The sequence below is a fragment of the Microbacterium sp. NPDC057658 genome, assembly GCF_042799975.1.
GTDB lineage: Bacteria > Actinomycetota > Actinomycetes > Actinomycetales > Microbacteriaceae > Microbacterium.
This window is the reverse complement of record NZ_JBHVHT010000001.1, coordinates 1,352,852-1,372,010: the sequence shown is the minus strand read 5'-3', so window position 1 is coordinate 1,372,010 and position 19,159 is coordinate 1,352,852. Positions and strand designations below refer to the sequence as shown.

18 protein-coding genes are annotated in these 19,159 nt (G+C 71.4%); 10 read left to right on the top strand and 8 right to left on the bottom strand.

The window, feature by feature from the left end; translation table 11 throughout:
- Nucleotides 1-26: 26 nt before the first annotated feature.
- Together sucD and sucC are read right to left on the bottom strand one after the other, a co-directional pair.
- The gene (gene sucD / locus ACFU8V_RS06555) at nt 27-929 is read right to left on the bottom strand and encodes a succinate--CoA ligase subunit alpha (protein WP_025103778.1); all 903 of its coding nucleotides are present in this window, start codon (nt 927-929) and stop codon (nt 27-29) included.
- A gap of 28 nt (nt 930-957) precedes the next feature.
- On the bottom strand, nt 958-2,124 hold the full coding sequence (gene sucC, locus ACFU8V_RS06550; protein ID WP_025103777.1) for an ADP-forming succinate--CoA ligase subunit beta: 1,167 nt from the start codon (nt 2,122-2,124) through the stop codon (nt 958-960).
- Between the two features lie 170 nt (nt 2,125-2,294).
- Between sucC and ACFU8V_RS06545 the strand changes: the two genes are divergently transcribed.
- The 8 genes from ACFU8V_RS06545 to ACFU8V_RS06510 all read left to right on the top strand — a co-directional run bounded on the left by ACFU8V_RS06545 (nt 2,295) and on the right by ACFU8V_RS06510 (nt 7,495).
- Nucleotides 2,295-2,708 carry a YbaB/EbfC family nucleoid-associated protein gene (locus tag ACFU8V_RS06545; protein WP_378869886.1) on the top strand — a complete coding sequence of 138 codons (414 nt, stop codon included), beginning with the start codon at nt 2,295-2,297 and terminating at the stop codon, nt 2,706-2,708.
- Nucleotides 2,708-3,037 carry a type VII secretion target gene (locus ACFU8V_RS06540; protein WP_025103775.1) on the top strand — a complete coding sequence of 110 codons (330 nt, stop codon included), beginning with the start codon at nt 2,708-2,710 and terminating at the stop codon, nt 3,035-3,037. The genes ACFU8V_RS06545 and ACFU8V_RS06540 overlap by 1 nt, the downstream gene beginning before the upstream one ends.
- A complete protein-coding gene (locus ACFU8V_RS06535; protein WP_338565581.1) occupies nt 3,034-4,512 on the top strand; it encodes a TNT domain-containing protein in 1,479 nt (492 codons plus the stop codon). The genes ACFU8V_RS06540 and ACFU8V_RS06535 overlap by 4 nt, the downstream gene beginning before the upstream one ends.
- Nucleotides 4,509-4,793, top strand: coding sequence for a hypothetical protein (locus ACFU8V_RS06530; RefSeq protein ID WP_126894112.1), 285 nt, complete (start codon nt 4,509-4,511; stop codon nt 4,791-4,793). The genes ACFU8V_RS06535 and ACFU8V_RS06530 overlap by 4 nt, the downstream gene beginning before the upstream one ends.
- Nucleotides 4,790-5,233, top strand: coding sequence for a hypothetical protein (locus ACFU8V_RS06525; RefSeq protein ID WP_303708614.1), 444 nt, complete (start codon nt 4,790-4,792; stop codon nt 5,231-5,233). The genes ACFU8V_RS06530 and ACFU8V_RS06525 overlap by 4 nt, the downstream gene beginning before the upstream one ends.
- Nucleotides 5,230-5,517: a hypothetical protein gene (locus tag ACFU8V_RS06520; protein WP_338565580.1), complete on the top strand. Its 288-nt coding sequence runs from the start codon at nt 5,230-5,232 to the stop codon at nt 5,515-5,517. Before ACFU8V_RS06525 ends, ACFU8V_RS06520 begins: the two co-directional genes overlap by 4 nt.
- A 9-nt stretch (nt 5,518-5,526) precedes the next feature.
- Nucleotides 5,527-6,192, top strand: coding sequence for a TetR/AcrR family transcriptional regulator (locus ACFU8V_RS06515; protein ID WP_025103770.1), 666 nt, complete (start codon nt 5,527-5,529; stop codon nt 6,190-6,192).
- A gap of 67 nt (nt 6,193-6,259) precedes the next feature.
- On the top strand, nt 6,260-7,495 hold the full coding sequence (locus ACFU8V_RS06510) for an acyl-CoA dehydrogenase family protein (RefSeq protein ID WP_249520975.1): 1,236 nt from the start codon (nt 6,260-6,262) through the stop codon (nt 7,493-7,495).
- On the opposite strand, the gene ACFU8V_RS06505 is transcribed toward ACFU8V_RS06510, so the two are convergent.
- Both ACFU8V_RS06505 and ACFU8V_RS06500 read right to left on the bottom strand, forming a co-directional pair.
- Complete coding sequence (locus ACFU8V_RS06505) at nt 7,492-8,043, bottom strand: GNAT family N-acetyltransferase (RefSeq protein ID WP_303708613.1); 552 nt, start codon at nt 8,041-8,043, stop codon at nt 7,492-7,494. The genes ACFU8V_RS06510 and ACFU8V_RS06505 overlap by 4 nt on opposite strands.
- Nucleotides 8,043-8,525: a hypothetical protein gene (locus ACFU8V_RS06500; protein ID WP_085606851.1), complete on the bottom strand. Its 483-nt coding sequence runs from the start codon at nt 8,523-8,525 to the stop codon at nt 8,043-8,045. The genes ACFU8V_RS06505 and ACFU8V_RS06500 overlap by 1 nt, the downstream gene beginning before the upstream one ends.
- A 65-nt stretch (nt 8,526-8,590) precedes the next feature.
- Between ACFU8V_RS06500 and ACFU8V_RS06495 the strand changes: the two genes are divergently transcribed.
- The gene (locus ACFU8V_RS06495) at nt 8,591-10,042 is read left to right on the top strand and encodes an NAD(P)/FAD-dependent oxidoreductase (RefSeq protein WP_303708612.1); all 1,452 of its coding nucleotides are present in this window, start codon (nt 8,591-8,593) and stop codon (nt 10,040-10,042) included.
- A 43-nt stretch (nt 10,043-10,085) separates the two neighbouring features.
- Nucleotides 10,086-11,129 (top strand): ATP-dependent DNA ligase, encoded by a 1,044-nt coding sequence (locus ACFU8V_RS06490; RefSeq protein WP_025103765.1) that lies wholly within the window; start codon nt 10,086-10,088, stop codon nt 11,127-11,129.
- Nucleotides 11,130-11,135: 6 nt separating this feature from the next.
- On the opposite strand, the gene ligD is transcribed toward ACFU8V_RS06490, so the two are convergent.
- From ligD to ACFU8V_RS06470, 4 genes are all read right to left on the bottom strand, one after another.
- Nucleotides 11,136-12,206, bottom strand: coding sequence for a non-homologous end-joining DNA ligase (ligD, locus tag ACFU8V_RS06485; RefSeq protein ID WP_085606856.1), 1,071 nt, complete (start codon nt 12,204-12,206; stop codon nt 11,136-11,138).
- Between the two features lie 63 nt (nt 12,207-12,269).
- A complete protein-coding gene (locus ACFU8V_RS06480; protein ID WP_085606857.1) occupies nt 12,270-13,409 on the bottom strand; it encodes an SseB family protein in 1,140 nt (379 codons plus the stop codon).
- A 44-nt stretch (nt 13,410-13,453) separates the two neighbouring features.
- Nucleotides 13,454-15,907: an ATP-dependent helicase gene (locus tag ACFU8V_RS06475; RefSeq protein WP_378869873.1), complete on the bottom strand. Its 2,454-nt coding sequence runs from the start codon at nt 15,905-15,907 to the stop codon at nt 13,454-13,456.
- An 84-nt stretch (nt 15,908-15,991) separates the two neighbouring features.
- Nucleotides 15,992-19,117 carry a lamin tail domain-containing protein gene (locus ACFU8V_RS06470; RefSeq protein ID WP_378869870.1) on the bottom strand — a complete coding sequence of 1,042 codons (3,126 nt, stop codon included), beginning with the start codon at nt 19,115-19,117 and terminating at the stop codon, nt 15,992-15,994.
- Between the last annotated feature and the right edge of the window lie 42 nt (nt 19,118-19,159).

Here is a 19,159-nt window from a genome sequence, read left to right as displayed (position 1 = left end):
GGCCTTCAGGTCAAGCGTAGCTCAGATCAGAGCGACTCGATGATCTCGCGCATGAGAGCGGCGGTCTCGGACGGCGTCTTGCCGACCTTGACGCCGGCGGCCTCGAGGGCCTCCTTCTTCGCCTGCGCGGTACCGGCCGAGCCGGAGACGATCGCACCGGCGTGACCCATGGTCTTGCCCTCGGGGGCCGTGAAGCCCGCGACGTAGCCGACGACGGGCTTGGTGACGTTCGCCTTGATGTACTCGGCCGCACGCTCCTCGGCGTCGCCGCCGATCTCGCCGATCATGACGATGGCCTTGGTCTCGGGGTCGGCCTCGAACGCGGCGAGCGCGTCGATGTGCGTGGTGCCGATGACCGGGTCGCCGCCGATGCCGATGGCGGTCGAGAACCCGAGGTCGCGCAGCTCGAACATCATCTGGTAGGTCAGCGTGCCCGACTTCGACACGAGACCGATCGGGCCCTTGCCGGTGATGTTGGCGGGCGTGATGCCGACGAGCGCCTCGCCGGGGGTGATGATGCCGGGGCAGTTCGGGCCGATGATGCGGGTCTTGTTGCCCTTGCTCTGCGCGTACGCCCAGGCCTCGGCCGAGTCGCCCACGGGGACGCCCTCGGTGATGACGACGAGCAGCGGGATCTCGGCGTCGATGGCCTCGATCATCGCGTCCTTCGTGAAGGCGCCGGGGACGAAGGCGATCGACACGTCGGCGCCGGTCTCCTTCATCGCCTCGGCGACCGAGCCGAAGACGGGGAGCTCGACGGCGTTGCCGTCCTTGTCCGTGTGGGAGACCGTGGTGCCGGCCTTGCGGGCGTTGACGCCGCCGACGACCTGGGTGCCGGCCTTGAGCATCAGCGCGGTGTGCTTGGTGCCCTCGCCGCCGGTGATGCCCTGGACGATGACCTTGGAGTCCTTGTTGAGGTAGATCGACATGTTCTGTTCCTTAAATCCTGTCGAAGCGTCAGGCGTTGGCGAGCTCGGCGGCCTTGTCGGCGCCCTCGTCCATCGTGGCGGCCAGGGTCACGAGCGGGTGCGCGTAGTCGGCGAGGATCGCGCGACCCTCGTCCACGCGGTTGCCGTCGAGGCGGACGACGAGCGGCTTGGAAGCCGTGTCACCCAGCGTCTCGAGGGCGCCCTTGATGCCGTTGGCGACGGCGTCGCACGCCGTGATGCCACCGAACACGTTGACGAACACGCTCTTGACCTGCGGGTCGCCGAGGATGACGTCGAGGCCGGCGGCCATGACCTCGGCCGAGGCGCCGCCGCCGATGTCGAGGAAGTTGGCGGGCTTGACGCCGTTGTGGTTCTCACCGGCGTAGGCGACGACGTCGAGCGTCGACATGACCAGGCCCGCGCCGTTGCCGATGATGCCGACCTCGCCGTCGAGCTTGACGTAGTTGAGGCCGGACGCCTTGGCCTTGGCCTCGAGCGGGTCGGCGGCGTCCTTGTCCTCGAGCGCCTCGTGCTCGGGGTGGCGGATCTCGGAGGCGTTGTCGTCGAGCGTGACCTTGCCGTCGAGCGCGATGATGTCGCCGTCTTCGGTGCGGACGAGCGGGTTGACCTCGACGAGCGTCGCGTCCTCACCCTTGTAGACGTCGTAGAGCTTCACGAACACGTCGGAGACCTTCTCCACGAGGTCCTCCGGGAAGTTCGCGGCGCGGGCGATCTCGACCGCCTTCTCCTTGTCGATGCCGGTCAGCGGGTTGACCTCGACGCGCGCGAGCGCCTCGGGCTTCTCGACGGCGAGCTGCTCGATCTCCATGCCGCCCTCGACGGAGCAGAGGGAGAGGTAGGAGCGGTTGGCACGGTCGAGCAGCACGGAGAAGTAGAACTCCTCGGCGATGCGGGCGCCCTGCGCGACCATGACGCGCTTGACGACGTGGCCCTTGATGTCGAGCCCGAGGATGGCCTTCGCGGCCTCGTACGCCTCGTCGGGGGTCTTGGCGACCTTGACACCGCCGGCCTTGCCGCGGCCTCCGGTCTTGACCTGGGCCTTGACGACCACGACACCGCCGATCTTCTCGGCAGCCGCCTTCACCTCCTCGGGGGTGTCCGCGACGATGCCGGCGAGGACCGGCACTCCGTACTTCTCGAAAACGTCTCGTGCCTGGTACTCGTACAGATCCACTGTGCTTCCTTCACTGGGCTGCGGTCTGGTCTGGTGATTCTCTCGATGTCGAGACATCGACCAGTCCCCCAGCCTACTACCGCAGGCTGAGCGCTCCGACGCCCCGACGCCCTCCCCGACGCGCCGACGCCTCCGGTACGATTCTTGAGCGTCGAGGCAGGGGAGACGAGATGACGGACACCTTCGACTGGTCGGATCCGGTGGCGACACGCGCACGCATCGAGCAGCAGGTGAAGGACGCGGAGCGCCGCGCCGCGCAGGCCGCGCAGGTGCGCGACGACATCGCAGGCGTGCGGGAGCAGGCGACCTCTCCGGGCCGCGACGTCACCGTGACGGTGGACGCCTCCGGGCGCCTCGCCGACGTCGCGCTCACGGATGCCGCTCTGCAGCGCTCCCCCGCCGCCCTCGGCGCCCTCATCGTCACCCTCGCCGCCACCGCGCAGAAGGCGGCGGGCGCGCGGGCGGTCGAGATCGCGGCGGAGGCGTTCGGCGCGGAGGACGCGGCGGTCGCGCATCTGCGTGAGGAGATCGCCGAGCTCCCCAACCCGAGTCAGGACGGCCGACCGCAGATCGAGTACCGCTGATGGCCGAGCTGATCGCCGTCGACACCGAGACCGTCCGCCAGCACGCCCAGCGCGTCGCGCAGATCGCCGCGGACGTCCGGCTCGCCGAGAACGCCGCCGGCTCGATGAACGTGGGCGGCGGCGCCTTCGGCGTGATGTGCGCCTTCCTCGTCCCCCCGGCACAGATCGTCTCGTCGATCGCCGCCGGGGCGATCACCGCCGCCGCGACGATGCTGGAGAAGTCCGAGGAGCAGCTCCGCGGCCTGGCGGACGACTTCGATGAGGGAGAGCAGCGTCAGCTCGATTCGATCCGTGGGCTGCTGTCGTCCGTGGAGGGCGCTCGCCGATGACCCCGCCGAACCCGCTGGTGGCGGGACCGATCGACCCGACGACACCGTTCAGCGGAGCCGGTCTGCTCGAGGACGGCTACGACCTCGTGAACGCGATCGAGAGCGGGGACTGGGTCTCCGGAGGACTCGCGTCCTTCTCCGCTCTCGCGAACACCGTGGCCACGGCCATGGATCCGCTCGGCTCGCTGATCGCCGCGGGATTGGGGTGGCTGATGGACCACCTCGAGCCGCTCAAGGGCTGGCTCAACGACCTGACCGGCGATGCGGGCGAAGTCGCCGGTTTCGCGGCGACCTGGGGCAACATCGCGCAGCAGCTGGAGCAGGCGGGCGAGACCCTCGACGCCCGCCTCTCCGACGTCAGCTCGATGTCGGGCGAGGCGATCGCGGCCTACCTCCGGCTGCAGTCCGACGTCGCCGCCCACATCTCCGCGGCCGCTGCCTGGGCCGGCGGGATGAAGACGGGCATGGAGACCGCGTCCATGCTCGTGCAGATCGTGCACGAGCTGGTCCGCGACACCCTGTCGCAGCTGGTCGGCTCCCTCATCTCCTATGCGAGCACGCTCGTCGTGTCGCTGGGCACCGCCACCCCGTACGTCATCGCGCAGGCCACGAGTCGCGTCTCGGCCATGACCGCCCGGATCTCCGGCACCGTGCTCAAGCTCGTGGATGCCGTAACAGCCCTCACGAAGCACCTCGACGAGCTCAAGTCGCTGTTCCAGCGCCTCGGCGACCTCTTCTCGCGCGGCCCGGGCGGTGGGCATGGCCCGTCCGGCCCCGGAGCCCCGCACGGCCCTGACGGCAGTTCCCCCGGGGGCTCGTCCCCCGACGGCTCGTCTCCCGACGGCACCTCGCCTGGCGGCTCCGGCCCCGCGGGCCCCAGCGTGCGCGACCAGAGCACGCTCACAGACGAGCAGATCCAGACGTACCTCGACCGCAACTACCCGGAATACGCTGACGACTTCGCGGACAACGGCACGCTCCCGCCCGACGTCCAGATCCCCAAGGGACCGGACGTGCTCCAGCCCGACGGGAGCATCGACTGGAGCCAGGTTCCCGGCGAGGGGTACGTGCTGGATTCGGGCGGGGAACCGATCCGGCAGCCGCACACTCCACAGGTCGGGGACGTCCTCGACCGCTACGGTCCTCCGGAGGGCCGTTACACGTCCCCGGTCCCCGAGAGCGGCCCGTATACCTACGATCAGCGGTCCCTCCCGTATGTGGAGAACCCGGCCCACTACCACCGCTATGAAGTGGTCGGCGACATGTCCGACCTACGGAGCGTCTACGACCGCGCTCCGCAACACGTCAAGGACGAACTCCTGGCGGGCGGGCTCAAGCCCGAGTATCTGGGTTCGCAGGGCTACCGAGGAGACATCGCGCCCGGGTTCGGCTCGACGGGTGGCGGGGTGCAGGTCCAGCTTCCCCTCACGGCCGCACAGTTGATCACACTCGGCGTATTGAAGGAGATTCCATGACCGAGCTCACCTCCGACGACGTGCAGCGCATCATCGCCGATGAGAAGCTCACCGCCACCGCGAACTGGTTCGGCCCCACCGGTCGACCACAGTCATCGGCGTGGATCGACCGCGACGGCGACGCGTGGATCGTGTGGGAGACGGACGAGCGCGGCGGCAGATTCCACGATCCCGTCCGCTTCGACTCGGAGTCGGAGGCGTTGGACTTCTTCCTGCGGATCGCGCGCCGCTACCGGGCGTCGGACTCGCACGCCGTCCGACGGATCGAGGGCCGGGAATGACGGAGCTGTGGATCGGACCCGACGGCGTCGCGATCGATCGCGAGCCGCTCCCCCGCGGCGCGGAGGTGTGGGACATGTACGGGCCGCTCAACACGCGCTACGTCTACCTCGTGGAGAACGGACGGCCGGCCGCCTATCCGGAGCGCTCCCTGCCCTGGGTCGAGAACCCCGCGGCGTACCACCAGTTCCTCGTCGTCGGCGACTGCGTCCACATCCGCGCGGCATACGAGCGCTCGGAGGACGCCGTCCTCCGACGGGACCTGGACGACCTCGTGGACATCGGCTACTACCGCTGGGACTCCCCGATCTTCCGCGGCACGGTGGCCCCGGCCTTCGGCGACCCCGGCGGCGCGACCCAACTCGTGCTGCCCCTCCCCCTCACGTTCTACCTGCGTCTCGGCCTGGTCCGGGAGCTGGCCGTCCCCGGAGCATCCGCATGAACCGCGACACCGTCCTCGCCGACCTCCGCGCGCGTGGCTCCGTCGGCTTCTGCTTCTTCGACGACCCCCGGGGCAAGACGAACACCGTCGTGGTGTCGTACGGCAGAGAGGGTTTCCAGACCTGGATCCAGGACGAGCGCGCCCAGCCGATCGAGCGGTCGCTGCGGGTGTTCGCCGCAGAGCAGGAGGCGCTGGCCGACTTCGCCCATCGCGTGCAGCTCTGGAACCGCGTCAGCGGAGTGCTCTCCCCGGGGCCGTCGGGCGCCGGTGCCGCGGCGGTCTAGGCTTTCGCCATGCACGAATCCGCAGAGCTGCGCACCGGGGGCGTCGTCGCCGCCGCGCTCGAACTCTTCAGCGCCCAGGGGTTCGACCAGACGTCCGTGGAGCAGATCGCCAAGGCCGCCGGCGTCTCCCGGTCGACCTTCTTCCGGCAGTTCGGCGGCAAGGAGGACGTGGTCTTCGCCGATCACGAGGTCCTGCTGGAGCAGCTCCGCGAGTTCCTCGACGAGGGGCACGACGATCCGTGGGGCGCGGTCTGCGCCGCATCGGAGTCCGTGTTCACGCACTTCGCGAACGACCCGGAGCTCGCGCGACGGCGCTACCAGATCGTGCGGGAGGTGCCGGTGCTCCGCGAACGCGAGATCATCACCGTGTTCCGCTACGAGCGGCTGTTCGACGAGTACCTGCGCAGTGCCCTGCCGGGGGTGGATCCGCTGGACGCGGTGGGCTTCGCCGCGCTCGTGACGGCGGTGCACAACCACGTGCTGCGGCAGCTCCTGCGCGGACGGAAGAAGGTGCCGCTGTCCACCCTCCAGTCCGCGCTCGCGGATGCACGTCGGCGGTACGGCGTGGGCGAGGCCGCCGACGCGGGCGCTCCGGACGATGTGGTCGTGGCGGTCTTCCCCCGGTCGATGCCGATCGCCGAGGTGACCAGGAGGCTCCGCTCCGAGCTCGACTGAGCCGACCGAGGCGGTCGTGGTACCGAGTATCGAGGAGTACGATACCTGGTGTCACGAAGGAGCACCCATGAGCACTGAAGCCTCCCCCTTCCCCGGCGAGCGCGTCTCGTCCTACGACGTCACCGGGCGGCAGGACAGCGACTACTACGCGGTCTTCGCCGACATCCCCGCCGCCGACCGGGAGGCCTGGGACCGCGCGAAGGCGTACGTCGATGAGGTCGCCCCGCAGATGGCCGAGGCGTGGGACCGCGCCGAGTACCCGCTCGACGCCGCACGCCGCATGGGCGAGATGGACCTCGTCGTCGACGGCGTCGACCACCCCGCGCTGACCCGGCTCTCCCCGCTCGCCGCGGGCCTGGTCAACATGGAGATCTCGCGCGGGGACGGCTCCCTCGGCACGATCCTCGCGGTGCAGGGCGGGCTCGCGCTGCGGACGCTCGCGCTGTTCGGCTCGCCCGCCCAGCAGGACCGCTGGCTCACGGCACTCGCCGACGGCACGGTGCTCGGTTCCTTCGCCCTGACCGAGCCCGACCACGGCTCCGACTCCGTCTCGCTGGAGACCGTGGCCCGCCGCGACGGGGACTCCTGGGTGCTCCGCGGTGCCAAGAAGTGGATCGGCAACGGCGCCTCGGGCGGGATCACGTTCGTCTGGGCGCGGGTCGACGACGAGTCCGCCGCCGAGCACGGCGCGGTGCGGTGCTTCCTCGTCGAGCAGGACACCCCCGGATACACCGGCACCGTGATCCGCGGGAAGGCCTCCCTGCGCGCGATCCATCAGGCCCACATCCGCCTGGACGACGTGCGGGTGCCGCGGGACGCGGTGCTGCCGGGGACGAAGAGCTTCAAGGACGCCTCGACCGTGCTGTACGCCACCCGGTCCGGGGTCGCGTGGTCGGCGCTGGGTCACGCGACGGCCTGTTACGAGGCGGCGCTGGCCTACGCGAAGGAGCGTGTGCAGTTCGGCAAGCCGCTCGCGAAGTTCCAGATGGTGCAGGAGCGGCTCACGCACATGCTGGAGGATCTGACGGCGATGCAGCTCTACTGCCGCCGCATGGCCGATCTGGAGCAGGCGGGGGCGCTGCGGCCGACGCAGGCCTCGCTCGCGAAGTTCCACAACACCCGGGCGGCCCGGCGGATCGCCGCGACGGCGCGGGATCTCCTCGGCGGCAACGGCATCCTCCTGGAGAACGGCGTCATGCAGCACCTGGCCGACATCGAGGCCATCCACACCTACGAGGGCACCGAATCCGTGCAGGCCCTGCTGCTCGGCCGCGACATCACCGGGATGAGCGCCTTCGCCTAGCCCTTCGAATCGCGCACTGTGCTGGATTCGGCGGCCGGATGCAGCGAAGTGCGCGACTCGAAGCAGAGGAGGCGGTCGCGGTCGTCCCAGGGGTCGACGGGACGGAAGCCGCGGGACGCGTAGAGCCGGATCGCGGCGTCGCGCCAGTCCCAGACCGACAGCCGCACCGCGCCCTCGGCCTCCACCAGGACGGCGTCGAGCAGCGCGGAACCGACGCCGCGACCGCGGACCGCCGGATCCGCCCAGAGCCGCTTGATCTCGGTGTACCCGGCATGCGGAAGCGCGATCACCACGCCGACCGGAGCCCCGGCGAGCTCCGCCACGAGCACCCGTCCGCCGGCGTACGCGGTCGCCGGATCGCGGACCTCCGGCCGGTATCGCTCGGGGAGTTCGGCCTCGGGCTCCGCGGGGTCACCCAGGACGTCGTGCTTCTCCTGCTCGGTCTGCCGGAGATACGTCGACACCGCGGCACCGACGAAGGCCGCGTCACCCGGCCACTCCGCCTCGCGGACGGTGACGCCGCGGCGCGACGCGGAGGCGGCGGGCATCAGTCGCAGCCGCAGCCGCCGGCGGGGGTCTTCACCATGAAGCACACGTCGCACACGCCGTAGTCGCGCTCGACGGGCTTCGGAGCCGCGGGCGTGCGGGGAGCGGCGGGGGTGCGCGGCGTCGTGGAGCGCTTGGCCTTGACCGGGGCCTGCGGGGCGAATTCGCTCGGGTGCGTGACGTAGAAGTAGGGCGCGCGCCCCTCGCTGGGCTGCAGGCGGAGGCGGGTGGACCCGACGGTCACGACCTCGTCCTCCGTGAAGCCGTTGGTGTACGTGCGGCCGATGTGCAGCGCCGCCCCCTCGCGGCGGATCGCCTCGATGTAGCGACCGCGGTCGATCAGCGAGGTCACCCCCGCGACCTCGACGATCTCGGTGATGAACGCGTGGTTCACCGGATCGATGCGATGGGCGCGGAGCGCCTCGGGAAGCGAGCGGTACGGACGGGAGGTGCCGGCGGGGGTCGGGCCCTGGACTTCATTCATCCCTTCCAGGATCGCACGGCGCAACCCCCTCCGCTGACCGCGGGCTCGCGTGCGAGACTGGCCGCATGGCACTCGCGACGATCATCGGATCCGGACCGAACGGCCTCGCCGCCGCCGTCTCCCTGGCCCGCGCCGGCTACCGGGTGCGCGTGCTCGAGGCCGCGGACACGGTGGGAGGCGGCCTGCGCACCCAGGAGGCCACCCTCCCCGGCTTCCGTCATGACGTCTGCTCGGCCGTCCACCCTGCGGCCGTGGCCTCGCCGTTCTTCCAGGCGTTCGGGCTCGACGAGCGGATCGAGTGGATCCGCCCCGAGATCTCGTTCGCCCATCCGCTGGACGGGGGCCGTGCCGCCATCGCCTGGCGCGACATCGAGCGCACCGCGGCCGAGCTCGGCATCGACGGCGACGCGTGGCGGCGCCGGCTCCGCCCCCTCAGCACCCACATCGACGGCGTCACGGACTTCACCGGGAACCAGCTCCTCCGCCTCCCGCACGACCCGGTCACCGCGGTCCGCTACGCGATCCGCATGCTCGACCAGGGCACTCCCCTGGCGCGCGCCGCCTTCCGCACCGAGGAGGCGGCCGCGCTCATGGCGGGAGTCGTCGCGCACGCGAACTCCCCGCAGCCCACGCTCGCGGGGGCTGCGGCCGGGCTCCTGCTGGCCGGACTCGCCCACGCCGGCGGCTGGCCGTACCCCCGCGGCGGCTCGCAGGTGATCGCCGACGCCCTCATCGCCGACCTGGAGGCTCACGGGGGCTCGATCGAGACCGGCACCCGGGTCACCGATCTCGCCGCGCTGGACTGGGGCGACCCCACCCGCGGCGACGTGCTCCTGCTCAACGCCTCCCCCCGGCTCGCCCTCACCCACCCGGACATCCCGGCGTCGTATGCCCGTGCGCTCCGCGGCTACCGCTACGGCGCCGCGGCGGCCAAGGTCGACTTCGCGCTCGACGGCCCCATCCCGTGGACGAACGAGCACGTGCGGAACGCGCCCACCGTGCACGTGGCCGGGACGAGGGACGAGGTGTGGAACAGCGAGAACGCGGTCGCCGTCGGTCGCGTGTCCGAGCGCCCCTACGTCCTGGCCGTCCAGCCGTCGCTCTTCGACCCGACCAGGGCACCCGACGGCAGGGCCGTGCTCTGGGCGTACATCCACGTGCCGAACGGCTCCGACCTCGACCCGACCGAGCTCATCACCGCGCAGGTCGAGCGGTTCGCGCCGGGCTTCCGCGACCGGATCCTCGCCCACCACGCGGTGCCGGCCTCCTCCCGCGAGGCGATCAACCCGGCCGAGATCGGCGGCGACATCTCCGGCGGCGTCTTCGATATGCGTCAGGCCCTGCGCCGCCCCGTCCTCTCCCCCGCGCCGTGGCGCACACCGATGCCGGGCGTGTACCTCGCGTCGGCCTCCACTCCGCCCGGGCCCGCGGTCAACGGCATGGCCGGGTGGCACGCGGCACACACCGTGCTCCACGATGCCGGCACGCCCGCGGAACTCGACGACCTGTTCGGCTGATCCTGCCCTTTCCCCCGCTCGCCGCCCGGTCCAGGATGGGTGCATGCGCTACGAGATCCCGGCCCCTATGCTCGCCAAGGCCGTCGCGGCCGTCCCCGACCCCGACAAGACCCCGGGCGGGCTGCTCTACGAGCCGAAGTGGGACGGGTTCCGGGGGCTCATCGCCTGGGACGGCGAGACGGTCGAGATCGGGTCCCGCGGCGCGAAGCCCCTCACGCGCTACTTCCCGGAGCTCGTCGATGCGATCCCTGAGCTGCTGCCCGTGCCCTGCCTCCTCGACGGCGAGATCGTCGTGGCCACGGGTCCGCACGGCGCGCAGCGTCTGGACTGGGAGGCCCTCAGCCAGCGCATCCACCCGGCCGCCTCCCGGGTCGCGAAGCTCGCCGTCGAGACCCCGGCCCTGTTCATCGCGTTCGACCTGCTCGCCTCCGGTGAGGACGACCTGCGCGACCAGTCGTTCGAGACGCGGCGGGCCCGGCTGGAGACGCTCATGGAGTCCGTGGAGCACCCGCTGCACCTGACCAGGACCACCCGCGACCGTGACGCCGCCGTCCGCTGGCTCCAGGAGTTCGAGGGCGCGGGCCTCGACGGCGTCGTGGCCAAGCCGCTGGCGCAGCCGTACGCACCGGGGAAGCGCACCCTCTTCAAGATCAAGCACGCGCGGACCGCCGACGTCGTCGCCCTCGGCTACCGCATCCACAAGTCCGGCACCGGGGTCGGGTCGCTGCTCGTCGGGCTCTACGACGCCGAGGGGACCCTGCGTCAGGTCGGCGGGGTCGCGGCATGGAGCGACGCGAAGCGGAAGCAGCTCGTGGAGGAGCTCGCACCGTTGGTCGAGCGTGACGAGGACGGCGCGGCGGTGACGGGCGAGGGCGAGCGCTCGCGGTTCAGCGGGTCGAAGGATGTCTCGTTCGTGCGGCTGCGTCCCGAGCGGGTGCTGGAGGTGCGGTACGACCAGCTCGAGGGCGCCCGCTTCCGTCACACCGTGCAGTTCGAGCGGTGGCGGCCGGACCGCGACGCCCGCTCCTGCACGTACGACCAGCTCGACACCGTCGAGGGCTACGACCTCGCCGACGTCCTGAGCTGAGCCCGCTCAGTCGTCGGCGGGGTTGCCGTCGGCGTCCCAGTTCGCGGCGTTCTTCTTGCTCGGCTGCACGCGCGGCGGCTCGCCCGGCATCTTCGGGAACTCCGGCGGGAAGGGCAGCTCCCCGAGGCCGTTCGCCGTGTCGCGCTCCCACCACTCCAGGAGCGTGTCGATGCGCCCGGGCTTCGCCTGCATGTCGGCCCACGGGTCGCCGACCTCTTCGAGCCGCTGCGGGATGCTCCGCACGGTGAAGACGCGCGGGTCGAGATCGTCGAGCTCCTCCCAGTGCACGGGCGTCGCGACGGTCGCACCGGGGAGGGCACGCGGACTGTACGCGCCGGCCATCGTGCGGTCGCGGTTGGCCTGATTGAAGTCGACGAAGAGGCGCTCGCCGCGCTCCTCCTTCCACCAGTTCGTCGTGACCCGGTCCGGCATCCGGCGCTCGAGCTCCCGGCCGGCGGCGATCACGGCATGCCGCACGTCGAGGAACTCGTGGGTGGGCTCGATCGGGGCGAAGACGTGCAGGCCCCGGTTGCCGCTCGTCTTCGCGAACGCCTCGAGGCCGGCCTCCCGCAGCACCTCCCGCAGGGCGTGGGCCGCGGGGACGGCCTCGGCGAAGCCGGTGCCCGGCTGCGGGTCGAGGTCGATCCGCAGCTCGACGGGGTTGTCGGAATCGGTCGCCAACGACGCCCAGGGATGGAAGACGATGGTGTTCATCTGCACCGCCCACACGATCGCGCTGGTGCGGTTCAGGACGATCTGGGGATGGCGGCGGCCGCTGTTGTACGTGACCGTGACGGCGTCGACGAAGTCCGGAGTGCCCTTGGGCGGGTTCTTCGAGAAGAAGCCCTCCGGCCGCGGTCCTCCGGCGGTCCCCACGCCGTCCCGGAAGCGCTCCAGAGACACCGGCCGGTTGCCGTTCGCCGCGAGGAACGGCACCGACACGAGCTGCACGTACTCGGCGAGCTCGGCCTTGGTGATGCCGAGGTCGGGCCAGACGACCCGGTTCGGGCTGGAGAGCGCGACCTCACGCCCTCCATCGGTGTCGGCGACGGTCAGGGTCACGCGTTCAGAGGCCATGCTCCGACCCTAGGGCGCGGTCACGACCCGCGGAACCCCCGGCGACTCCGGGTGTGCGCGCCGTCAGTCCTCGATCCGCACCGCGCGCACGAGCACCGGCGCGAGGGCGTCGCGCTCCACCACCATGGAGGGCCCTGCGGAGTCGATGATGACGCCGGCCATCTCGGAGTGGCTCGACAGCACCTTCGCGAGCTGGTCCGGCTCGAACGGCAGCGGGCGGTCGCCCCGGCCGAGCGCGATGACCTCCAGCGGGTGCGAGAAGAGCTGGAGGAAGCGGCGGCCGTCGGCGGTCTGCGCCTCGGCGATGCCGACCTGCCCGGTGCCGGATCCGTCGTTCACCGCCACCCACATGCGGGTCGTGGCGAGAGCCTCGCCCACCTTGGCGGGCGAGTCCTGCTCCCGCGGTGCCGCGAGCAGGGACTTCACGGTCATGTCGACGTCGGCCTGCTCGAGCGTCTTCTGCAGGAGCTCGGTGGGGAACACCACACGATGCGGCGCGGACGCGTTGTCGATGATGAGACCTGCGAAGTCGCCGGAGACGACCTGCTGCATCACCGAGGTCGTCGGCTGGGCGACAGCGGAGGTCGCGGACGGATCGGCTTCGAGCTGCACGGAATCCCGGACGGCGGCCGCCGAGCTGAACGCCAGCATGAACTGGCGCTCCCCATCGCGGACCACGGCGACGGCGAGCGGCTTGCCCTCGCTGATCTGCGCGCGGGCATCGCCGTTCACGCGGATGTAGAGGTGCCCCTGGAGAGCCTGGCGGAGCACCCCGAGGAGCTGCTCGTTCGAGGCCCCCGCCTCGATCTGCGCCAGGGACTCGCGCAGAAGGACGTTGTCCTTCATGCCGGCCACGGTCTCGGTCTGCTCCGGCGGGAGCGCGGGAGCGAGCGGGAGCTTCCGCTCGGCCGCCGGTGCCGCGGGCTCCGCGGTGGGGCTCGGCGGCGTCGGCGCGGCAGCGGGCGCCGCGGCTGCCGCCGCGGCCTCCGGATCCGGAAGCGCGACCTCGGGCCCGGCTTCGGCGCCGACACCGCGGAACGCCTGCACCGAGATGCCGACGGTGGGCGAGGCCTCGGCCGTCGGAGCCTCCGACTCCTCGGTCGCCGTGCTCGCGTCCTCCTCGCTCTCGGTGGCCGGAGCGGCGGAGGGGGCGGGAGCGACGGCGTCGTCGCCGGACTTCTTACGGCGGGAGAAGAGGGCCATGGGAGCCAGCCTAACCGTGTCTCCCCGCCCTCTCCGCCGCGACGTCAGAGCTTCTGGATCGGGGCGACCTTGATGAGCAGCTTCTTCTGCCCTGCCGTGTCGAACCGGACATGGGCGATGCGCTTGGCGCCTTCGCCCGTGACGGCGTCGACCCTCCCCTCGCCGAAGTCGTCGTGCCGGATGCGGTCGCCGGCGGCGAGCTCGAGGTCGCCGTTGTCGCGCATCTTGGCGGTGACGCGGTTGGGGATCTTGTCCATCGCCGTGGAGAGCGGCTTGAGGGACTCGCGGGGCAGGGCCTTCACGCCGAAGCGGTCGCCGGACCCACCGGAGCGACGGGCGTTCAGCGCACGCGACTGCATGCCCCCGCGGGAGTTCACGTCGCCCGGGGACTGCCGCCAGTCGATGAGGGAGGCCGGGATCTCCTGCAGGAACCGGCTGGGCATGGCGACCGTCACCTCGCCGAACTGCGCGCGGGTCATCGCCAGGGACAGGTGCAGGCGCTTGCGGGCGCGGGTGATGCCCACGTAGAACAGGCGTCGCTCCTCCTGCGGTCCCCCGGGCTCCCCCGCCGAGATGCGGTGCGGGATGAGGTCTTCCTCGACGCCGGTGACGAAGACCGCGTCGTACTCCAGGCCCTTGGCGGTGTGCATCGTCATGAGCGAGACCGATCCGGACTCGTCGTCGAGGTCGTCCGCGTCGGAGACCAGCGCGACCTCGGTGAGGAAGTCGGTGATGGTGCCCTCGGGGTTGTTGCGCGCGAAGTCGCGGGTCACCGCCACGAACTCGTCGAGGTTCTCCACGCGGGCCTCGTCCTGCGGATCGCGGCTGGCGCGCAGCGCGTCGAGGTAGCCGCTCTTGGAGAGCAGCAGGCTGAGCCCGTCCGCCACGGAGGTGGGCGGCGGCACCTCCCCCGTCGGCGGCAGCATGATCGCCGTCGCCTCGGCGAGCACGGCGTCGAGCTGGGCGATGGCAGCCTGGATCTTCGGTCCCACGCCGAGCTGGCCCGGCAGCGACAGGGCATCGCGGAAGGAGATGCCGTGCTCCTCGGCGAAGCGGGCGATGGCGGTCTCGGTGACGTCGCCGATGCCGCGCCGCGGCTTGTTGAGGATACGGCGCACCGCCATCTCGTCGGCGGGGTTGGCGACCGCCACGAGATAGGCCAGCGCGTCCTTGATCTCGGCGCGCTCGTAGAACTTCGTGCCGCCCATGATCTTGTAGGGCACGGCCGAGCGGATGAAGATCTCCTCCAGCGCGCGGGACTGCGAGTTCGTGCGGTAGAAGACGGCCATCTCCGAGTACGGCATGCCCTTGCGGTGCAGGGCCTCGATCTCGTCGGCGACGAACTGGGCCTCGTCGTGCTGCGAGTAGCCGGTGAAGCCGATGATCTTGTCGCCCTCGCCGCGGTCGCTCCAGAGCTTCTTGTCCTTGCGGTCGAAGTTGTTGCCGATGACGGCGTTCGCCGCGGAGAGGATGTTCTGCGTCGAGCGGTAGTTCTGCTCGAGGAGCACGACCTTCGCCCCCGGGAAGTCGCGCTCGAACTCGCTGATGTTGCGGATGTCCGCGCCGCGGAAGGCGTAGATCGACTGATCCGAGTCGCCGACCACCGTCAGCGACGCCCCGGCCTCACCGGCTCCCGGCGCAGGCTCGGGATCGGGCTCGAAGATCATCATGCCGTTGGCGGCATACGGCTCCGGCGTCGCGCCGACGCCGGACACCGGACGGGTGAGCTCGTGGATGAGCGCGTACTGCGCGTGGTTGGTGTCCTGGTACTCGTCGACGAGGATGTGCCGGAAGCGGCGGCGGTAGGTGTCGGCGACCTGGGGGAACGCCCGGAACAGGTAGACCGTCTGCCCGATGAGGTCGTCGAAGTCGAAGGCGTTGGCCTTCTGGAGCTGGCGCTGGTAGTCGGCGAAGACCTCGACGAAGACGCGCTCGGCCGGGTCGCTCACGTTGGCCTGTCGCGCGTAGGACTCGGCATCGGAGAGTTCGTTCTTGAGCTTGGAGATGCGCCCCTGGACCGCCGCCGGGGTGAGCCCGTAGGCGTCGGCCTCGTGCTCCTTGACCAGCCGCTTGAGGAGGGCGCGGGAGTCTCCGGAGTCGTAGATGGTGAAGTTCTTGGTGAACCCGAACTGCTGCGCCTCGCGGCGGAGGATCCGCACGCACGCGGAGTGGAACGTGGAGATCCACATGCCGCGCGCGGCGTCGCCGATGAGCCCCTCGACGCGCTCGCGCATCTCGCCGGCGGCCTTGTTGGTGAAGGTGATGGCGAGGATCTGGCTCGGCCACGCCTCGCGGCTGCGCAGGAGCGAGGCGATGCGGCGCGTGAGCACGCTCGTCTTGCCCGAGCCGGCACCGGCGACGATGAGCAGCGCGGGGCCGCGATACGTGACGGCCTCGAGCTGCTGGGGGTTGAGGCCGGCGAGGAGGTCGTCCTGCGCGGGGGCGCCGGAGGACTGCGGGCCGACGGAACCGGGGACGATGAGAGGGGCTTCGGTCATGACCTCTCGAGTCTAGGCGGCGGCACCGACATCGAGGTCCCCGCCGGGGAGGGATGCAGGCGACCGCCCGCACCCCTCCCCCGGTCAGGCGGTGCGCTTCCGACGGCGCAGCGCGAGGACCCCGGTCGCGAGGAGCATCAGCGCGAGCGCGGTGGCGGCCACCGGCAGGTCCGCTCCGGTCGCGGCCAGCCCCTCGCCCGCGGCGGTGACGCGCAGGTCGGCCCAGCCGAGGAGCGTCCCATCCGCCGCGTAGACGGCGATGCGGTGCGCGCCCAGCGGCGCGTCCATCGGAACGGTGACCGTGAGGGCACCCGTCGCCGAAAGCGTCCCCGCAGCCAGGCGGACCGGGTCGGAGTACATCCAGACCTCCGCCCGCGCTCCGACGGCATCCGCGCCGACCGTGACGGTGACCCGCTGCCCCCGTGCGGCCACCGCCGGATCGACGGTGACGCCGTGGCGGTTGCCGTCCACGAGCTCCGAGCCGGGAAGCGGCGGGTTCTCCCCACCAGGGTTCTCCCCACCAGGGTTCTCCCCACCAGGGTTCTCGCCGCCGGGGTTCTCGGCGCCTGTGCCGCCCGGCAGCGTGCCGGTGCGCAGCGCCTCCGAGGCGAAGCCATCGGCGAACCACCACACCGGACGCCGTCCGTCGACCGCGAGCGATGCGGGAGCCGTGGTGAAGCCCTCGTTGTTGATGTCGGGCATGCCCGCGGGCCGTGCGTAGTGGGCGATCCCGGGCTGGGCGGTCCCGTTCAGGCTGAGCTCGGCGGAGCGGCCCTGGCAGCCGTCGTCGCACACCGCCCACAGGGTGCCGCGGACGGCATCCCAGTCGAGCGCCATGACACCGGTGAGCCCGGAGGAGATCTCGGAGACGAGCGTGGCCGTGCCGTCCCCGGCGAGCGCGAAGGCGTAGACGTGCCCATTGTCCTCCACCGCGACGAAGAAGAGACCGTCGCCGTGTCCCGGATGCACGGCCGGGTCGTAGGCCGTCCCGGTGGTGTCGTCGAAGAGCTTTCCGTTCAGCGCACTGTCCGGCACCCACTGCACGGCCTCGATGCCGAGGTTCGCGCCGACCGCCGGGAGCATCGCCGTGAGATCCCATTCCCGCTGCGCCACGAGATCGCCGGCCGCCGCGTCCGGATCGACCTGCAGCAGCACGTTCTGGTTCACACCCTTGGCGCTGTTGTCGCGCTCGGACGCCACGTAGACCAGGCCCCTCCCGTCGACCGTGATGCCTTCGGTGTCCGGCCCTGCGGCGCCCGGGTTCCCGGCGTCCTTGGCGAAGCGCACGCGCTTGCCCTCGTCCCAGCCCGCGGCCTTCTCCACCGAGCCGTCCGCGTGGGCCTCGAGCTTCCAGATGCGCCCCTCGCCGTTGTCCACGGCCCAGAGGAATGCCCCGTCCGCGGTCTCCTGCACGTCGAGGCCGGAACTGTCCTCGAGGAACGTCGGCACGTCGTCGAGCACCCGCACCTCGGCCGACCCCGGCCAGGTGCCGACGGCGACCTCGCCCGCGCACACGTTCGGCGCGCCCTTCGTCGGCGTCGCGGTCGCCGCGAAGGCTCCCGTGGTGTCAGGGCAGCGGCCCCAGGAGGTCGCCGCGTGGCCCTCGCCCCAGGCGGTCTCGTCGATGAGCAGCTCACCGTCGAAGAGGCGGACGGCGTCGCCCGCGCCCAGCCCGAAGCCGAGGGCCGAACGCTCGATGACGAAGAAGCCTCCGGCCGGGATCGTCGTGCCGACGGGAACGGTGTAGGCGTGGGCGTCGTCGTCGTCCTTCACGACGGCGCCACCGATGTCGAGCGAGGCGCCGGTCGGGTTGACGAGCTCGATCCAGTCGTCCGGCGCCCCACCGTCGGACTCGACCTCGTTGATCCGCACCGGGTTCCCGCAGGCGTTGCGCTGCCCCTTCGTCGCTGCCGGCGCGTCGATGAACGTGCCCGTCCCGTCGGCGCAGCGCGCCCAGACGCCGTCGGCATGCGCGGAGTAGACGTGCTCGTCGATGGTGAGTCCGTTCGCGTCCCGCAGCGTCACGGTGTCGCCGTTGCCCAGCCCGAAGACGAAGTCGGTGGGCTGATCGAAGACCCGGTATCCGCCCGGGGGCAGCAGCGTCCCCGCCGGCAGCGGCGTCGTCTCCGAGGCGTGTCCGACCGGATCGCCGTCCATGACGGTCCAGCCGGACAGGTCGACCGTGGCGCTGCCGGTGTTCACGACCTCCACCCAGTCGGTCGCGTCGCCGTTGGACTCGATCTCGTTGATCGCGACGTCCGGGAGGACGCAGGAGTTCGCCGCTCCCGGGGTCGCGTGGGCGAGCACGAAGGCGCCGGCACCGTCCGGGCAGCGCGCGAGCGTGGCGGCGGCGAAGTCCCCGTCGATGGCGGCGTGTCCCTCCCAGGGCTGCGTGTCGTCGACGAGCGTGCCCGCGGTGTCGAAGAGGCGGATGCGGTCGGCGCTGCCGATCCCGATGGAGTCGCGGAACGCCGCCTCCACGCCGTCGACGAGCCCGATCGTGCCCTCATCGACGACGAGGAACGCTCCTGGTTCGATCGTGGCGCCCGGCAGGAAGCGCCACCGGTGGTCATCGGAGTTGTCGCGGATCTCGTATCCGGAGACATCGAGCGCCTCCGTCCCCGAGTTGTGGAACTCGACCCAGTCGGCCGGCTGCGAGTCGACCTCGTTGATGCGGATCGACCCCGCGACCGGCGCGACCCGGCAGTCGTTGGGCGCGCCCGGTGTCGCCGCCATGGCATGCGCCCAGGCGCCCGTCCCGTCGGCGCAGCGCGCCCAGACCGCCAGCGGCGCGGTGTTCGCGTAGGCGTAGGAATCGACCTCGACCCCCTCCGGGTCGTGGAGGACGACCTCGTCCCCCTTGCCCAGGCCGAAGGCGAAGTCCACGTCCTTCACCAGGACGAGGAACGCGCCCGGTGCGAGCACCGTCCCGGCCGGTGCCGCGCCGAAGCTGTCGCGCTTCTCGTCCGAGACCCGCCAGCCGGTCAGGTCGACGCTCGCCGAGCCCGCGTTGTAGATCTCGATCTGGTCGGCGAGCCCGGTCGCCGCGTCGTCGTACACGATCTCGTTGAGGACGAGCCCTGCTTCGCCGGTCGGCGCGGGCTCGCCGGGAGGGATGGCACCGGAGGCGGCGACGGGGGCGGAGATCAGGGCGGCGGCGCTCAGCGCGCACGCCGCCGTGACGGCGGCCACGGAGTGCAGTCGGGGCATGGGGGCTCCTGGAAGAAGGCTCGACTGAGCGCAGACGGGTAC

Bases quoted from the DNA above. Each gene is read 5' to 3' on its own strand.
- sucD (WP_025103778.1), bottom strand. From the start codon at position 929: ATGTCGATCTACCTCAACAAGGACTCCAAGGTCATCGTCCAGGGCATC.
- ACFU8V_RS06545 (WP_378869886.1), top strand. From the start codon at position 2,295: ATGACGGACACCTTCGACTGGTCGGATCCGGTGGCGACACGCGCACGC.
- ACFU8V_RS06540 (WP_025103775.1), top strand. From the start codon at position 2,708: ATGGCCGAGCTGATCGCCGTCGACACCGAGACCGTCCGCCAGCACGCC.
- ACFU8V_RS06535 (WP_338565581.1), top strand. From the start codon at position 3,034: ATGACCCCGCCGAACCCGCTGGTGGCGGGACCGATCGACCCGACGACA.
- ACFU8V_RS06530 (WP_126894112.1), top strand. From the start codon at position 4,509: ATGACCGAGCTCACCTCCGACGACGTGCAGCGCATCATCGCCGATGAG.
- ACFU8V_RS06525 (WP_303708614.1), top strand. From the start codon at position 4,790: ATGACGGAGCTGTGGATCGGACCCGACGGCGTCGCGATCGATCGCGAG.
- ACFU8V_RS06520 (WP_338565580.1), top strand. From the start codon at position 5,230: ATGAACCGCGACACCGTCCTCGCCGACCTCCGCGCGCGTGGCTCCGTC.
- ACFU8V_RS06515 (WP_025103770.1), top strand. From the start codon at position 5,527: ATGCACGAATCCGCAGAGCTGCGCACCGGGGGCGTCGTCGCCGCCGCG.
- ACFU8V_RS06510 (WP_249520975.1), top strand. From the start codon at position 6,260: ATGAGCACTGAAGCCTCCCCCTTCCCCGGCGAGCGCGTCTCGTCCTAC.
- ACFU8V_RS06505 (WP_303708613.1), bottom strand. From the start codon at position 8,043: ATGCCCGCCGCCTCCGCGTCGCGCCGCGGCGTCACCGTCCGCGAGGCG.
- ACFU8V_RS06500 (WP_085606851.1), bottom strand. From the start codon at position 8,525: ATGAATGAAGTCCAGGGCCCGACCCCCGCCGGCACCTCCCGTCCGTAC.
- ACFU8V_RS06495 (WP_303708612.1), top strand. From the start codon at position 8,591: ATGGCACTCGCGACGATCATCGGATCCGGACCGAACGGCCTCGCCGCC.
- ACFU8V_RS06490 (WP_025103765.1), top strand. From the start codon at position 10,086: ATGCGCTACGAGATCCCGGCCCCTATGCTCGCCAAGGCCGTCGCGGCC.
- ligD (WP_085606856.1), bottom strand. From the start codon at position 12,206: ATGGCCTCTGAACGCGTGACCCTGACCGTCGCCGACACCGATGGAGGG.
- ACFU8V_RS06480 (WP_085606857.1), bottom strand. From the start codon at position 13,409: ATGGCCCTCTTCTCCCGCCGTAAGAAGTCCGGCGACGACGCCGTCGCT.
- ACFU8V_RS06475 (WP_378869873.1), bottom strand. From the start codon at position 15,907: ATGACCGAAGCCCCTCTCATCGTCCCCGGTTCCGTCGGCCCGCAGTCC.
- ACFU8V_RS06470 (WP_378869870.1), bottom strand. From the start codon at position 19,117: ATGCCCCGACTGCACTCCGTGGCCGCCGTCACGGCGGCGTGCGCGCTG.